General features: G+C 58.8%; 10 protein-coding genes and 1 pseudogene. All 11 read left to right on the forward strand.

What is annotated here, in order from left to right:
- Window positions 1-445: 445 nt before the first annotated feature.
- The 11 genes and pseudogenes from tssB to LQ249_RS13290 all read left to right on the forward strand — a co-directional run bounded on the left by tssB (window position 446) and on the right by LQ249_RS13290 (window position 15,637).
- Window positions 446-949: a type VI secretion system contractile sheath small subunit gene (gene tssB / locus LQ249_RS13245; protein WP_046383738.1), complete on the forward strand. Its 504-nt coding sequence runs from the start codon at window positions 446-448 to the stop codon at window positions 947-949.
- Between the two features lie 33 nt (window positions 950-982).
- Window positions 983-2,521 carry a type VI secretion system contractile sheath large subunit gene (gene tssC, locus LQ249_RS13250; protein ID WP_104903369.1) on the forward strand — a complete coding sequence of 513 codons (1,539 nt, stop codon included), beginning with the start codon at window positions 983-985 and terminating at the stop codon, window positions 2,519-2,521.
- A gap of 23 nt (window positions 2,522-2,544) precedes the next feature.
- Window positions 2,545-3,900, forward strand: coding sequence for a type VI secretion system baseplate subunit TssK (gene tssK, locus LQ249_RS13255; protein ID WP_057004772.1), 1,356 nt, complete (start codon window positions 2,545-2,547; stop codon window positions 3,898-3,900).
- Entirely contained in the window at window positions 3,897-4,580 is a 684-nt protein-coding gene (tssL, locus tag LQ249_RS13260) for a type VI secretion system protein TssL, short form (protein ID WP_232566530.1), read from the forward strand. The genes tssK and tssL overlap by 4 nt, the downstream gene beginning before the upstream one ends.
- 6 nt (window positions 4,581-4,586) lie before the next feature.
- Window positions 4,587-6,305 (forward strand): OmpA family protein, encoded by a 1,719-nt coding sequence (locus LQ249_RS13265; protein ID WP_108526694.1) that lies wholly within the window; start codon window positions 4,587-4,589, stop codon window positions 6,303-6,305.
- 24 nt (window positions 6,306-6,329) lie between these two features.
- Entirely contained in the window at window positions 6,330-6,821 is a 492-nt protein-coding gene (locus LQ249_RS13270; protein ID WP_046383733.1) for an Hcp family type VI secretion system effector, read from the forward strand.
- A 155-nt stretch (window positions 6,822-6,976) separates the two neighbouring features.
- Window positions 6,977-9,631: a type VI secretion system ATPase TssH gene (gene tssH, locus LQ249_RS13275; RefSeq protein ID WP_232566531.1), complete on the forward strand. Its 2,655-nt coding sequence runs from the start codon at window positions 6,977-6,979 to the stop codon at window positions 9,629-9,631.
- A gap of 126 nt (window positions 9,632-9,757) precedes the next feature.
- Window positions 9,758-11,368: pseudogene (locus LQ249_RS13280) on the forward strand (type VI secretion system Vgr family protein); the annotation flags it as partial.
- The gene (locus LQ249_RS31780; protein ID WP_442962254.1) at window positions 11,363-12,985 is read left to right on the forward strand and encodes a DUF2345 domain-containing protein; all 1,623 of its coding nucleotides are present in this window, start codon (window positions 11,363-11,365) and stop codon (window positions 12,983-12,985) included. The pseudogene LQ249_RS13280 and the gene LQ249_RS31780, both read left to right, overlap by 6 nt.
- A 13-nt stretch (window positions 12,986-12,998) precedes the next feature.
- Window positions 12,999-13,547 (forward strand): hypothetical protein, encoded by a 549-nt coding sequence (locus LQ249_RS13285; protein WP_126589741.1) that lies wholly within the window; start codon window positions 12,999-13,001, stop codon window positions 13,545-13,547.
- Complete coding sequence (locus tag LQ249_RS13290) at window positions 13,544-15,637, forward strand: lipase family protein (protein WP_232566532.1); 2,094 nt, start codon at window positions 13,544-13,546, stop codon at window positions 15,635-15,637. The genes LQ249_RS13285 and LQ249_RS13290 overlap by 4 nt, the downstream gene beginning before the upstream one ends.
- The last annotated feature ends 221 nt before the right edge of the window (window positions 15,638-15,858 follow it).

Below are 15,858 nucleotides of genomic sequence, written 5' to 3' on the forward strand. Positions count from 1 at the left end.
ATGTAAAGCTGAGACGGAGATGGTTTATCTTCTGGTCGGCACGTGGGTGTTTTTTATAGGTTTTAGTACTATAAACAATGGAGGATATTGAAAGAAATTTATATGGGTTTGTATATTTATACTGATCTTTTATTGGGCGCCGGCGCAGTTAAGAAATATCCGACATCTGGATCCCTGTCTGTGGTTTAAATCTTCAATAATCTTTGCAAGAAAGATAATCTTTGTGCTTTGTGGGAAATATCCCTGATGCGCAATGGAAAGTTCCCGTCCGTGATCCGGGGGCTGGTAAGTTCCGGCAGTGATACTTCATTCTAGTGAGCAAGCGGACGCCATGTGCCATGTAGCGCTTTGGTTTCCGGAAAGGGAATTTAAGTTGATTGGATTCCGGTTTTAATTTCCATCTGACCGCAGATCAATGCTGTTGGATAACTCACGGAATGAAACGATGACGCTAAGCAGCTTTCAAAATGAAGTGCCCAAGGCCAGGGTTAATATCAAGCTCGACCTGCATACTGGCGGTGCGCAGAAAAAGGTTGAGTTACCTTTGAAACTGATGGTGCTGGGTGACTACAGTAACGGTAAAGAACAGCGCCCGCTCTCCGAGCGCGGCAAGGTTGATATCAATAAGAACAACTTTGACAGCGTCCTGGGCGAGTTCTCGCCGGGTCTGAAGCTGGCTGTCGACAACACCTTGGACGACGATGCGTCCGACACCGCTGTCGAACTGAGTTTCCGGTGCATGAAGGACTTCGAGCCTGAGCAGGTCGCACGGCAGATTCCACAACTGCGTGCGTTATTGGCGATGCGCAACCTGTTGCGTGATCTCAAATCGAATCTGCTGGACAACGTGACCTTCCGCCATGAGTTGGAGCGCATCCTCAAGGATGACGCGCTCAGTGACGAACTGCGCGCTGAGTTGGCTGCCTTGGCGCCTGAAGAAGAGCGTTAATTCATAGCGGTAATTTAAAAGGGAAGTTAAATCATGTCCTTAGAGCATTCCAACGTGCAAGCGCGCGGCGCCACAGTGTTGTCTGAAGAGTCTGCGGGTGTTTATGCTGCGCTGTTTAACAAGATTAATTTAAGTCCTGTTGCTGAATTGGTCGGTATTGATATCTTTCAGAACTCGGATGCGCTGTCCGAGGTGTCCGCCGATGAGCGGGTGACGGCAGCGGTCAGTGTGTTTTTAAAGTTGCTTAAGCAATCGCCGCAAAAAATCGAGCGTTTGGATAAAGTCCTGTTGGATGAGCATATTGCTTCGTTGGACCGGCAGATTGGCCGTCAACTCGATGCGGTCATGCACCATCCGGACTTCCAGCGCGTCGAGTCAACCTGGCGCGGTGTGAAATCGCTGATTGATCAGACGGATTTCCGTCAGAACGTTCGCATAGAACTATTGGATGTCAGCAAGGACCACCTGGTGCAAGACTTCGAGGACGCGCCTGAAATTGCCCAGAGCGGCTTGTACCTGCATACCTACACGCAGGAGTACGACACCCCGGGGGGCGAGCCGATTGCGGCGGCTATTTCAAACTACGAATTCGATCGCAGGCCTCAGGACATCGCGCTGCTGCGCAATATTTCCAAAGTCGCCGCCGCCGCCCACATGCCGTTTGTGGGGGCTGTAGGCCCAGCGTTCTTCGGCAAGGAAACCATGGAGGAGGTGGCCGCGATCAAGGACATCGGCAACTATTTTGATCGTGCCGAATACATCAAGTGGAAGTCATTCCGTGACAGTGACGACGCGCGTTACATCGGCCTGACCATGCCGCGGGTCCTGGGGCGCTTGCCCTACGGGCCCGACACCGTTCCTGTGCGCAGCTTCAATTACGTCGAGAATGTCAAAGGGCCGGATCACCACAAGTACCTGTGGACCAACGCATCGTTTGCCTTTGCCGCGAACATGGTCAAAAGCTTCATCAGCAACGGTTGGTGCGTGCAGATACGTGGGCCGCAGTCGGGTGGTGCGGTCACTGAACTGCCTATCCATTTGTATGACTTGGGCACCGGCAATCAGGTCAAGATTCCTTCCGAAGTGATGATTCCGGAAACCCGTGAGTTCGAGTTCGCCAACCTCGGTTTCATTCCGCTCTCGTACTACAAGAACCGCGACTATGCGTGTTTCTTCTCGGCCAACTCCGCGCAAAAGCCGGCGCTGTACGACACGGCCGACGCCACCGCGAACAGTCGAATCAACGCACGTCTGCCTTACATTTTTCTGCTGTCACGCATTGCTCACTATCTGAAGCTGATCCAGCGCGAAAACATTGGCACCACCAAGGACCGGCGTTTGCTGGAGCTGGAGTTGAACAAGTGGATCGGCGGGCTGGTCACCGAGATGACTGATCCGGGCGATGACTTGCAGGCCTCACACCCGCTGCGGGAGGCGAAGGTCACGGTGGAAGACATCGAGGACAACCCCGGTTTCTTCCGCGTCAAGTTGTATGCCGTGCCGCACTTCCAGGTCGAGGGTATGGACGTGAACTTGTCACTGGTTTCGCAGATGCCCAAGGCCAAAGCCTGATTCAGTCGTAGGGAAACGATGCCATGAATATCGATCGCCCTCTGTGGGCCGCCGGGGCGTTGCTGTCGCCGCAACAATTCCAGCAACAGGCGCGCTGGGAGGCTTGGACCAACGAACAACTCGCGCACCTGGCCCTGGCGCACCCCTGGGGTGTCCAGGCGGTAGGGTTCGACCTGGATGCATTACGGCTGGGTAAGCTCAAGGCGACTCAGTTGCGGGTCCGCATGCCCGATGGCACCTGGATCGACACCGAGCAGGTCGACCGCCTGCCTCCGGCCTTGGAGCTGGCGCAGTTGCTGGCCGACGAAGATCAGGACGCGTTATTGCACTTGGCCTTGCCCCTGGAACAGGCGAATGGCGACAACTGCCTGTTCGACGGTGGCAGGGCCGATCGGCCCACACGCTATCGCCAGTCTTGGCGCGACGTACAGGATATGTATGCCGATGAGGTGCAGTCGATAGGCGTGCTGGAGCATGCACTGAGCCTGCGCCTGCAGCGCGACGATAATGCGGACTACATGACGTGTCCGCTCGCGCGCCTGGTGCGCGACGGGCAGGGCGCCTGGAGCCTCGACCCGGGCTATGTGCCGCCGTTGCTGAGCTTCGCCGCGCACCCGGGGTTGCTGAACCAGCTGGACAACCTGTTGACGCAATTGTCCGCCAAGCGGCAACGGCTCATGGGCATGCGGCGGGAAAGCAATCAGCGCATGGCCGACTTTGCCGTCGCCGACGTGTCGCTGTTCTGGCTGCTCAATGCCTTGAATACCTACCAGCCGGTATTGGCCGATCTTCGGGAGTTTCCCGCGCGCCACCCCGAGCAGGTCTACCAGCAACTGATCAAGCTCGCCGGTGGCCTGCTCACGTTTTCGCTGGAACACGACGTAGACAAAATCCCCGCTTATCGGCACACCTCGTTGGAGGCGGTATTCCCGCCGCTGATGCACACCCTGTCGCTGTTGTTGGAGGCCAGTCTGCCGTCGCGGGTCATTGCTTTGAGCCTGGAGGTGCAGGGGGCCAATCGTTGGCAAGTCACGCTGAATGACCCGCGCTTGCGCGAGCGTGAGGGGGCCGATTTCTATCTGTCGGTGCGCAGTCGGCTACCGGCGGCGCAGGTGCAGGACCAGTTCCCGCGCCTGTGCAAGATCGGTACGCCGGATGAGGTCGATTATCTGATCAACGCGGCGCTCGACGGGGTGCCGTTGCAGTCCCTCAGCCATGTGCCGGCGGCGATTCCATTGCGCCTGGAAAATCAGTACTTCGCCCTGGACCTCGGGCATTCCAAGGGGCAGGCGGTGCTGGACGAAGGGGTCTGTGCTTTCTACGTTCCCAGCAGCTTGGTCGACGTCAAGCTGGAACTGTTTGCGGTGCTGCGCTCATGAAACCGAAGCCTTCCAACGAGCAAGCCGCAGCAGCGGTGGATATCGATGCGCTGTTACAGGACACCTATCTGTTGGTGGTCGAGTTGCGCCAGGGCGCCTCGGTTCAACCTGGCCGAGAGTTGGGCCAGCTTTGTATCGAACAGGTTGAGCAAGCTCGGCAGCACCTTGAACGGGCGGGCCTGAGTCAGCGCAACATCGACCACATCAGTCATGCTCAATGCGCGCTACTCGACGAAACGGTGCTGACCTGCGCCGACGCAGATGCCCGCGCTGCCTGGGCCAGCGAACCGCTGCAGGCCAAGTTCTTCAATCGTCATCAGGCCGGTGAGTTTCTGTACGAGGCCATGCGTGACGTGTTGAGCGAACCCGCGCCGGACCGACATGTGTTGACGGTATTTCAGCGCGTATTGATGTTGGGTTTTCGCGGGCGCTATCGTGATTTGAGCGACCCCGGACGCGAGCAACTATTGGCTGCTCTCAACGCACAGGTGGCGCCGTTCAAGGTCAGCCAACACATGCCGACGCAGGTGGTCGGTGGCGAACTCAGCGCGGGTTTTGGCTGGCTGCGCTCGCCCTTGATTCATCTGCTGACAGTGGCCCTGTTGCTGGTTGCGACGTGGTGGGGATTGGATCATCTGCTGAGCGATGCGATTGCCTCGCTCTTGCCTGATCAGGGGTAAGTGCGGATGACCTTCAATCTGCATCGCATCCTTTACCTGTGGGCCGGTGTCCTCGTCCTCGCGTTGCTGCTCATCATTCCGCTGGCGATGTGGGCGCGTGTGCTCGGCGTGCTGATCGCGGTGTGCTGTGTGACATGGGCCTGGGTATCGCTGCGCCTGCGCGCCGAGCGGCAGCGTGGGTCGGTGAGGTTGGCCGAGGGCATGGTGCTGCCCGCTGCGGGGTTTCGTCAGCCGGTGGTGCTGGTCTGCGGTGATGGCCTGGATGGGCTGTTCGGCGGGGTTGCCGTCGGGCAGTTGGCCCTGCGGGTGACCGAGCGAGGGTGCTACGTGCGCGTACCGAGCCTGGAGCAACTGCCGGCTATCACCGATCACCTTCTGGCCTTGCGGCCGGGCTGGGCCGGGCAACTGGGCGTGATGTTCAGCGTCAGCCCCGGCGCGCACAGTGATGGGGCGGTACTCGCCGGTCAGATGCGCGCCTTCAGTCATCAACTGGCCTTGGCCCGCAAACGCGGGGTTGCGCTGCCGCTGTTGCTGGTGAGCTACCTGCAAACCCTGCAGGACGAGGCACCCTGGTTCTGTTGGGGCAGCGGGCAGGCCGAGGTCCGTGTGTGTGATGCGGGTGCTTGCGTCAGCCTGGATGACTGGCAACAGCAACCCGCTGACTCGCTCAGGCAGGCCGCTCGGATGCACGCCAGCATTCAACTGAACAGCGCTGTGGCCTGGCTTCACGAAGCGGTACTGCCGCACCTTGTCATGCGTAGCGCTTCTGGCCTGGTGGCGATCTGCGCAGTTACGTGGGGGCCGGCATTGGCGCATGCCGTGAAGGGGAACCTGTGGCAGCAATGGTTACGCAGCAAAGTGGCGCTGGCGGATCACAGGGCGGTTGTGGCCGATGCTGTGTTGCCGTTCCCGGACCCTTTGCTCAACCTGCTGCCGCTCGGCCCGCTGCGTTCCCCGGTGCAACGCGCGAGCGTTGTTGCGCTGTGGTTGTTCGCTGTCGCCGGTGTTGTCGCACTTGCCAGTTCGGCGTGGCAGAACGCCCTGTTGCTGCGCCAAGTCAGTGATGACCTGCGACGTTATTCGGCGATCCCGCAACCGACCCAGCGTAATCAGCGCGAGTTTCTTTGGCGTGAAAGTGCCGTGGGCGTGCTGCGCCAGGACGCCCAGCGTCTGGACGCGTACTACCGGCACGGTGCGCCCCCGGCATTCGGCCTGGGCCTGTATCGCGGCGAACGCCTGCGCGCTGCGCTGCTGGCGGTACTGGCTGCTCACGTTGAGCCGCCACCGGCCGCATCGCCTGCGCGGGCTGCCAGCCCGGTGCGGTTGGACAGCCTGTCGCTGTTCGCCAGCGGCAGTGCTCAGCTCAAGGCGGATTCAGCCAAGATCCTGATCAATGCGCTGGTCGATATCAAGGCCCAGCCCGGCTGGCTGATCGTGATCTCGGGGCATACCGATGCCACTGGCGACCCCGAGAACAACCTTCGACTGTCCCGCGCCCGCGCCGCTGCCGTGCATGACTGGATGCAACGCATGGGCGGCATTCCCGACAGCTGCTTTGCCGTGCAGGGTTTCGGCGCCAGCCAGCCGATTGCCGGTAACGACACCGAGGCGGGGCGTGCAGCCAACCGCCGCGTTGATATCCGTCTGGTACCTGAGGCGGGGGCCTGCGCGCTTCCCGTTGCAAGCCCGGACAGGCAACCCCCGGTCGCATTCCGCGACATTTAAATCTACGAGAAAAAGGAGCTTCACATGGCAATTCCCGTTTACCTCTGGCTGCAAGACGACGGCGGCGCAACTATCAAGGGTTCGGTGAACGTGCAACAACGCGAGGGCAGCATCGAGGTGGTTGCCCAGGATCACAGTCTGTACATCCCCACCGACAACAACACCGGGAAATTGACCGGTACGCGGGTTCACACCCCGTTTCTGTTTTCCAAGGAGATCGATGCCTCCAGCCCCTATCTCTACAAGGCGGTCACTACCGGGCAAACCCTCAAGAGTGCCGAGTTCAAGTGGTACCGCATCGATGATGCGGGGCAGGAGGTCGAGTACTTCATCACCAAACTCGAAGAGGTCAAGGTCGTGAAGGTCGCGCCGAAAATGCACGACGTCAAAGACCCCAGCAAAGAGAAGCACAACCACCTCGAGCAGGTGGAGTTGCGTTACGAGAAGGTCACCTGGACCTACAAGGACGGCAACATCATCCACTCCGATTCGTGGAATGAACGCCAAAGCGCTTGATACGCCCAGAGCAGCAGGTGGGTCTTTGCCTGCTGGCTCCCGGTGTGCTGGGTTGAGCGTCCGTTCGCGGGCGTTCAGCCAAACACATCGAGTTTCCGGCCCGCGACTGGCGTTAACGATCGCGTACCACCATCACCGAACAAGGATGTAGCCGTATGGCCCAGAATTCCACGCGCTTGCTTCGTCGTCTCAACCCTTACTGCGCCCAGGCGTTGAGTGCAGCGGCCACGCTGTGCCAAAGCCGTGCCCACGCGCAGATCACCGTCGAACACTGGCTACTCAAGTTGCTGGGGCAAGGTGAAGGCGACCTGACCGTGATCGCACGTCGCTATGAGTGGAATATGGAGACGTTGTGGTATGGCTTGCTGGAGCACATCGATCGTCTGCCGCGTAGCGTGCAGAGCAAGCCGCAGCTGTCGGCGCCATTGCAGCAACTGATCAAAAATGCCTGGTTGCGTGCCTCATTGGACGAGCACAACGACAGCCTGCGTTCCGTACATCTGCTGAGCGCGTTGATGGAGACGCCCAACCTGCTGGCGTGCGAAGCCGTATGGCCTTTGCTCAGTCTCAGTGAGGCGCAGTTGCTGCGGCTGCAGGTGTTGCTGGACCAAACCTCCGAAGAGCGCCCCGCGGTGCAGACGTCAGTGACCGCGGTGCCTTCAAGTGAACTCGCCATACTCCCGGCCAGCGTGTCGAAAGACGATGCGTTAGCGGCGCTGCTGGACAGGTTTACCCAGGACCTGACCGCCAAGGCCGCGCAAGGGAAGATCGACCCGGTGTTCGGCCGCGATGATGAAATCCGTCAGGTCATCGACATCCTCAGCCGGCGGCGCAAAAACAATCCGATCCTGGTGGGCGAGCCTGGTGTCGGCAAAACGGCGCTGGTCGAAGGCCTGGCGTTGAGCATTGCCCAAGGCAAGGTGCCGGACAGTCTCAAAACAGTCAGTGTGCGTACCCTTGACCTGGGATTGTTGCAAGCCGGCGCTGGCGTCAAGGGCGAGTTCGAACAACGCCTGAAAAACGTGATCGACGCTGTACAGCAGTGCGAACAACCGGTGCTGTTGTTTATCGATGAGGCCCATACCCTGGTCGGGGCCGGCAACCAGGCCGGCGGCGCCGATGCGGCCAACCTGCTCAAGCCCGCTCTGGCCCGTGGCGAGTTGCGCACCATCGCCGCGACCACCTGGAGTGAATACAAGCAGTATTTCGAGCGTGATGCCGCTTTGGAAAGACGCTTTCAAATGGTCAAGGTCGAGGAACCGGACGACGCGAACGCTTGCCTGATGTTACGCGGGCTCAAGGCGCGCTACGCCAGCCATCACGGTGTGCACATCCAGGATGCGGCAGTGCAGGCGGCGGTCAGCCTGTCGAGGCGCTACCTGACGGGGCGCCAGTTGCCGGACAAAGCCGTCGACCTGCTGGACACCGCCAGCGCCCGGGTGTGCATGAGCCTGGACTGCGAACCGCAGGCGTTGCGCCGTCTGAGTGCCCTGCAAGTGGCCCTGGAACTGGAGGGCCAAGCGCTGGAGCAGGATCAGCGGCTTGGCGGCCACAGCGTGGATGAGCGTCTGGCGACGATTGCCGCGCAACACGCCGATCTGCAACGTCAGCACGCCGATCTGGAACAGCAATACCGCCAAGAACTCGATCTGGCCCAACAACTGATTGCTGCGCGCCAGGCGCAGCCACCGCAGCGGGATACCTGTGCACAGTTGCAACGGCAGTTGAGTGACATTCAAGGCAGCCAGCCACTGCTGTCTTTGGACGTCGACGCACGTAGCGTGGCGCAAGTCATCGCCGACTGGACCGGCGTGCCGCTGGGCAGCTTACTCAAGGACGAGCAGGCCAATCTGCTGCTGCTCGAACAGCAATTGCAAGCGCGCGTGATCGGCCAGGCTCCGGCCTTGAGTGCCTTGGCTCAGCGCCTGCGTGCGGCCAAAACCGGGCTCACCGATGAGAAGGCGCCGTTGGGCGTGTTCCTGCTGGTCGGCACCAGCGGCGTAGGCAAGACCGAAACGGCGCTGGCCTTGGCCGACAGCCTGTTCGGCGGCGAAAAATCACTGATCACCCTCAACTTTTCCGAGTACCAGGAAGCCCACACAGTCAGTCAACTCAAAGGCTCGCCACCCGGCTACGTCGGCTACGGCCGGGGCGGTGTATTGACCGAAGCCGTGCGCCAGCGGCCCTACAGCGTTGTGTTGCTCGACGAGGTGGAAAAGGCGCATCGCGATGTGCTTAACCTGTTCTACCAAGTCTTCGATCGTGGGTTTATGCGCGATGGCGAAGGGCGCGAGATCGACTTCCGTAACACGGTCATTCTGATGACCTCCAACCTCGGCAGCGATCTACTGCACACCAGCGTGCAGGAACACCCGGAGATACCGGACAGCGTGCTGCATGAACGACTGCGTCCGATCCTGCGCGAACACTTTCAGCCAGCGTTGCTGGCGCGCTTTCAAACCCTGATCTATCGCCCGCTGCGAGCCGACGCACTCAAATGCATTGTTGCGATCAAGCTGGCCCAGGTCGCCAAGCGCCTGCAGCGTCATTACGGCCTGGATTGCCGGATTGACGACACCCTGAACGACGCCTTGGTTGCTGCCTGCCTGCTACCGGATTCAGGTGCACGCAACATCGACAGCTTGCTTAACGAGCAGATCCTGCCGGTCCTCAGTCAACACCTGTTGGCGCGTCGAGCGGCGCAACTGCGCACCCACGGCGTGAGCTTGGGCTATAGCGAGGATGAAGGGATCAGTCTGCATTTCAGCGATGTTCCAGACACGGCGCAGGCCGTCGCCCTGGAGGTGTGAACGTGCTGAGCGGATTGCAGGCTTTCTTCGACCACAGCCGGCACACCCTGAGTGTGCGCAACATCGAAGCCCGTCTCGACGTGTTGGCCTTTGAAGGCCACGAACACCTGAGCCAGCCCTTCACCTATCGCGTGGAATTCACCAGCACCGAACGTGACCTCGCCGCCGAAACCCTGCTTGGCCAGGACGCCCGTTTCAGCCTGCACGCCGCCCCGCAAAAACCACCGGCCTCAGGCTTCAGCGCGCCCGCGGTCAAACCGCTGCGCACCTTGCACGGCGTGGTCACCGGCTTCAAGCGTCAGTCCGGCTCGAACGACCAGGCCCGTTATGAACTCACTCTGCAGCCGCGCCTGGCCCTGCTCGGCCAAGGCAGACAATTTCGCATCTATCAGCATCAATCCGTGCCGCAGATCGTCGAAAGCATCCTGCGCAGCCGCCACGACCTTGAAGGCCAGGACTTTCTGTTCAGCCTGAAACGCGACTACCCCAGGCGCGAGCAGGTCATGCAATACGGCGAGAGCGACCTGGCCTTCATCGACCGTCTGCTCGCCGACGTCGGCATCTGGTACCGCTTCCACCAGCGACGAACGCCTGGGTATCGATGTGGTCGAGTTCTGCGACGATCAGCGCCTCTACCAGTTCGACATCGCGCTGCCGTATCGCCCGCAATCCGGGCTGGGCAGCAGCGGGCAGGACGCGGTGTGGCACCTGCAATCGAACCACCGGGTGGTCGAACAACAGGTGCATATCCGCGCCTACCACCCCCGCGACGCCGGCGCCCACCTGAGCGGCGAGATCGACCAGAGCCGCGGCGCCAGTGGCACCTACGGCGAGGCCTACCACTACGCCGAGCCCTACACGACCCTCGGCGACCGGCTGGATCAGGACGAAGACCTGCTCAGTGAAAGCGGCTACTTCTACGCACGCTTGCGCCACGAGCGTTACCTCAACGCCCAGACCCAACTCAGCGGCATCACCAGCAGCGCCACGTTAGCGCCGGGGCAGGTGCTGCACACCACCGGCGGCGCGCCCCAAGCCTTCACACCGGGCGCGGTGATCACCGGCCTGACCACCACCGCCGCCCGCGATAGCAGCTTGGTCGCGACCTTCCAGGCCATACCCTATTCAGACACCGTGTGCTTTCGCCCCGCACTGCAGCCCAAACCCCAAATCGCCGGCACCGTCCCGGCCCGCGTCACCAGCCCACAGACCAACGACCCCTACGGCCACATCGACCTCGAAGGGCGCTACAAGGTCAACTTCCTGTTCGACCGCGACACCTGGAAACCCGGCGAAGAAAGCCTATGGCTACGCCTGGCCCGCCCCTACGCCGGAGATACCCACGGCCTGCACCTGCCGTTGATTCCCGGCACCGAAGTGGCCATCGCCTTTGAACAAGGCGACCCAGACCGGCCCTACATCGCGCACGCGTTGCACGATAGCCAGCATGTCGATCATGTGACCTTGCGTAACTACAAACGCAACGTGCTGCGTACCCCGGCGAACAACAAGCTGCGGATGGATGACACGCGGGGGCGGGAGCATATCAAGGTCAGTACTGAGTATGGAGGTAAGAGCCAACTGAACCTGGGGCATTTGGTGGATGCCGCGAAACAAAAGCGTGGGGAAGGGTTTGAGTTGCGCACGGATAGTTGGGGCGCGATTCGTGGGGGGAAAGGTTTGTTTATCAGTGCGGATGACCAAGGCCAAGCTCGGGGTGAACAACTCGACATGGTGGCTGCCATTGAGCAACTGAAAAGTGCGCTATCGCTGGCGCGCTCTCTGGCGCAGGCAGCTCGTAGTGCTGGAGTGCAGCCTAGCGATATTGAGAGCCAACTGGATTTGGTTCAGTCACTCATAGGGTTGGCGCAATCGGGATTACTGCTGCATGCCCCGGCGGGTATCGGCGTAATGAGTCCTAAAGCCGTGTGTCTGTCTTCCGGAGGAGAGAGCGTGGGTATCATCGCCGCGCACAACGCCGACATCAGCGCCGGACACGATATCACCGCAGCCGCCGAGGGTGGCGTCAGCGTGCTTGCGCAAAGTGCTGACCTGCAATTCAAGGCGGCCCAAGGCAAAGTTGAACTGCACGCTCAAGGCAGTTACCTCCATGCTTTGGCAAAGACCGACGTTAAGATCGAAAGCCTGGAAGGTCGTATAGAAATCAACGCCCCGCAAGAACTGGTGCTCAACTGTGGCGGTGCCTATATCCGTTTAAAGGGCGGTGATATAGAGCTAGGGGCGCCAGGCAATATTTATCTAAAAGCTAACCATGTGCAAAAGTTTGGCAGCGCCAGCCTCAATACACCGGCGTCACTGTTGCCGGCGGGTTACTCCGGCGGCTATACCTTGAAAGACGACACGGAGACACCACTGCCATTTAGTCGCTACCGGATAACCACCCAACAAGGTGAGGTATTCAATGGAGTGACCGATAAGCATGGGCAGACGATGAGCGTTCATACCTTATTGCCCGGAGACCTGAAAATTGAATTACCAGAATCAGTAACACGCTATGACGAACAGCTTCGCTTGATCGGGCCTGATGGCGAGCTTGTAAGTAACTTTAAATATTCGGTCACTCTGGCAGACGGACATGTATTTGAGGGAGTGACAGGTGCGCAGGGTTTTACCCAGCGCTTCGAAACTCAGGAGCCGACACGGATCACGCAAATAGAACTTTTTCTTACGGAGGATTTCGGGGCTTTCTGCTGCGCTGCGGAAAGCATTAAAACCCCAATGGTCATTGATCTTACGTCAAGTGATGTATCAACTAACGAGGTAGCAATAGGTAGCTCGATAAAGGAGGTTTCTCTACCTAGAGGCAAGAAGCGCTCTTTGACGCTTGGGGAAATTGCCATGGCAGGAACAATCTTTAAGGATGCTATTGATTACACAAAAGTTGAGGTGCATCACGCTGGGTGGTGGGGGTTCCTGGGGCGGCAGAATACGGCTGCAACTCCTAACGGTAATATGTATTACCCTTCAAGTACTGGGTACTATAGGAATGATTTTTCCGCTACTGATGATGATCGAGATAAAGCGCTATTTATACATGAGATGACCCATGTATGGCAGTACCAGTTGGGTTATCCGGTAAAGCGAATGGGGTTGGTGGTTACAAGTCGTGGCGCACCTGCTTATCGCTATGCTCTGACAGAACAGAGCGTCTTGTCGGACTACAACATGGAGCAGCAAGGTGAAATCATCTCGGATTACTATTTGATTTGTGTGGTGGGTAATCCGCACGGTGTGTGGAATGAGCGCAACTTCACCAAAAGTCCAGCGCTTCTTGCGTCGACACTCGAGTCGTTTCTTAAAAAACCAGCCGACAAAAAACATCTTCCAAGTTGAAAAGGAGGGTCGTATGAAATTTGCACTGTTTTTAACGCTCAGCTTGCCATGGTTAGTAGTCGAAAGTGTTTACGCTGCATCATATGGCCGCAGAGAGGCTGGGGATGTGGTTTCGGTTAATGGTAAACCGGCTATTTGCGTGCCTAGCAATGCTAAGGGCGTCTTTGCAGTGAGCCGCGTATCATTAACAGAAAGCTATACACGAAACCCTCCTACTTGGGGGGCGTCCCTTTTGCCGGGATTTAAACCATTGGAGCTGAGTCCAGGTGCCTGTATCGTTTTAGGCACCGTGCCTGAGGGGTACGAGTACGACAACTACAAAATCAAAGCCCGCCCTCTGCTGCTTGAAGTTAATCAAACTTATATATTCAGTCTGCGTAATGCATATCGCTCTACTGATAGTTACGACGCCGTCTTCTGTGTCAATAAAACCGCGACCGGAGTCATGGAATATCTTCAGTACATCCGGCTGGCCGATGGAAGCCAGATCATTCCTTCGTGCGGTGGCAACCGTAACACTGATCCATCGAGTCAGGATGGCACAGGAGATGTTGATAAATGAATGATTCCTTGCACCGCACGGATACGCTCAATTCGCGCAAGGAGTTTACTGGCGGTAAACAGAAACAGCATTGGATTGAATTCCAGTTGGTGGACGAGCAGGGGGCCCCCCTGGCGAATATGCCTTATCAGGCGATCAACGACGCCATCCGACAGAGGTGCTTCCCCGAATGCTCCGGGCTCAGCGATGCTCAGGGCGTGATTCGTATCGAGGGGCTGCACCCCATCCCCATCACCCTGAAGGTGCAGGCCGATCCTTTTGCCGAGTTGCTGCTAACCCGTCGCTTGCGTGCCCTGCGTGCCGAACCGCATCGGCCTGTAATCGGCAACTGCACCCCATTGTATGGCCCGCAGCGTTCGGGTTTCTCGCCCGTCGAGAAGCAGGCACTCGCGGCAGGTCACCGCTACCACTACCTGCGTATCGGTCAGTTATGCGACCGATTACCGACCCTTGATCCGCCTTTGGAGGACCCGAAGCGGCCTCCGGCCTTTCACTTCCCGGACACAGCATTCAGCGGTTTCACCGTTGAGTACGAAGCGCTGAATCACCGCCACGTGTTGGAAGTTTGCCCCTTCCGCGCCTGGTCGTTGGTGCTGCATCACCAACCCGAATACAGCATGGCCAATGCCTATAACCTTGGGCTGATGGCTAACCTGTCCTACAGCATTGTCGCCCAGAACATCTTGAAGCAACGACCGGGCACCGATCCCAGTACCGTCTCAGGCTCGGTGGAGGAGTTCTTTTTACGTCAGTGCCTGGACCTGTCGCGCACGCCGGTGATGATTGACTCTGGAGGGACGCGTCTGCCAGCACTGGTGGTAGACGTCCCCTTCAACCAACGCTACACCACGGCGGTTATGCTGGATTCGCTGGAGGCCAAGCGACCGTCGGGTGCCTCCGAGATTCCGCGGCTCATCATCGAAAACACCCAGTTGTTCTATTGCATCAACCAGACACAAGTGGTTGTGGCCTGGCGCGGGACACAGGAACCCAAGGACTGGCTGACGGATGTGCTGTACCGCCCGATGCCGGCCGATGGCAGCGGCTGTGACTTGAAGTCTGCGTGTACGCCTTTGACTGATGTCGGCAGTGTGCATTATGGGTTTTTGAACGCATTTGAGGTGGCTAAGAAGTTATTTCCAAAAGATTTCAATGACATGAAGGATGCGTTGGAGGAGAGGGCGTTATTTATTTGCGGCCATAGCTTGGGTGGCGCATTGGCACTGATCCACTCCGCAGAGCTGAAAGATCGCAATCCTCTGCTCTACACCTACGGCATGCCCCGTACCTTCACAGCCAAGGCGTTGGTGCGCCTTGACACGGTGACCCACTTTCGCCATGTCAACGACGCCGACACCATCACCAGCGTGCCACCCGAGGCGGAACTGGATAACTGGCTTTACGATGCCCTGGGGCCGCTGGGCCACGACCTGGGCTATATATGGTCCGTGGGTGAACTGGTGGCCGGCAAACTGGTGCGCTTTGGCGACCCCTACTGGCATCACGGCCAAATCGCCATGTTCTACCGTGCCGACCAGCATGTGGAGTCACGGGCCTCAAATAACCCCGCCGAGCGGAGTAGAGAAGGCCTGGGCGCGCCTTACCACACCACCATTCTTAAGCGTTTGCCACACCGAACCCGCCTCTATCTGGTGCCCAGTCTGAACGATGAGTTCAGCCGCTTCGCCCGTGAAGAGCAGAAGACCCTCATTCGCTCGATGAGCCGGGAAAGTCTGACTCGGTTCTTTCCGTCACACACCAATCCTGAACGCAGCACTCTCCGCAGTAACCCGATGGATCACTCGATGGTCGCTGCCTACTTACCCTTCTTGCACAACCAGTTGCTGGAGTTGAGCGATCCCGACCGGCCACTGGAGCGCAAGGCGCAACGGGCGAAGTTCGAGACGCAGATGCATGGGGTGGGCGTCCCCGAAGCGGAAAAACACCGCAACGAGCAGTTCCTTGCCTTGCAGAAGTTGTTACCCATGGCCTTGCTCATGACTCAAGACCTGGAAGGCGGTCCTGAAGCCCTGCAGCGCTTCTGCCGCGAGCGCGAATTTGGCGTGATGATCGAGATCACCCAGGCCTGAATCTACGCATCCGGGGCGCAACAGCCCACCCAACACACTAGCCATAAGGGAAGACATAAAACCATGAACATTCTGATCCACCCTGCGCAGGGGCCAGTGCAACACGTGAACTATCACGTAGTCGAGGAAATTGGGGGGGACAGCCAACCCATTCCCTCCCGTTACCCAGATGCGATAACCGTCGAGTTTCCCGACGCACTGCCAGCGATCACGGAGGAACA

The sequence above is a fragment of the Pseudomonas sp. 7-41 genome, assembly GCF_021233075.1.
Classification (GTDB): Bacteria; Pseudomonadota; Gammaproteobacteria; order Pseudomonadales; family Pseudomonadaceae; genus Aquipseudomonas; species Aquipseudomonas veronii.

What these genes read in the sequence shown, in the direction of transcription:
- tssB (WP_046383738.1), top strand. Translation starts at nt 446, where the DNA reads ATGACGCTAAGCAGCTTTCAAAATGAAGTGCCCAAGGCCAGGGTTAAT.
- tssC (WP_104903369.1), top strand. Translation starts at nt 983, where the DNA reads ATGTCCTTAGAGCATTCCAACGTGCAAGCGCGCGGCGCCACAGTGTTG.
- tssK (WP_057004772.1), top strand. Translation starts at nt 2,545, where the DNA reads ATGAATATCGATCGCCCTCTGTGGGCCGCCGGGGCGTTGCTGTCGCCG.
- tssL (WP_232566530.1), top strand. Translation starts at nt 3,897, where the DNA reads ATGAAACCGAAGCCTTCCAACGAGCAAGCCGCAGCAGCGGTGGATATC.
- LQ249_RS13265 (WP_108526694.1), top strand. Translation starts at nt 4,587, where the DNA reads ATGACCTTCAATCTGCATCGCATCCTTTACCTGTGGGCCGGTGTCCTC.
- LQ249_RS13270 (WP_046383733.1), top strand. Translation starts at nt 6,330, where the DNA reads ATGGCAATTCCCGTTTACCTCTGGCTGCAAGACGACGGCGGCGCAACT.
- tssH (WP_232566531.1), top strand. Translation starts at nt 6,977, where the DNA reads ATGGCCCAGAATTCCACGCGCTTGCTTCGTCGTCTCAACCCTTACTGC.
- LQ249_RS31780 (WP_442962254.1), top strand. Translation starts at nt 11,363, where the DNA reads ATGGTGGCTGCCATTGAGCAACTGAAAAGTGCGCTATCGCTGGCGCGC.
- LQ249_RS13285 (WP_126589741.1), top strand. Translation starts at nt 12,999, where the DNA reads ATGAAATTTGCACTGTTTTTAACGCTCAGCTTGCCATGGTTAGTAGTC.
- LQ249_RS13290 (WP_232566532.1), top strand. Translation starts at nt 13,544, where the DNA reads ATGAATGATTCCTTGCACCGCACGGATACGCTCAATTCGCGCAAGGAG.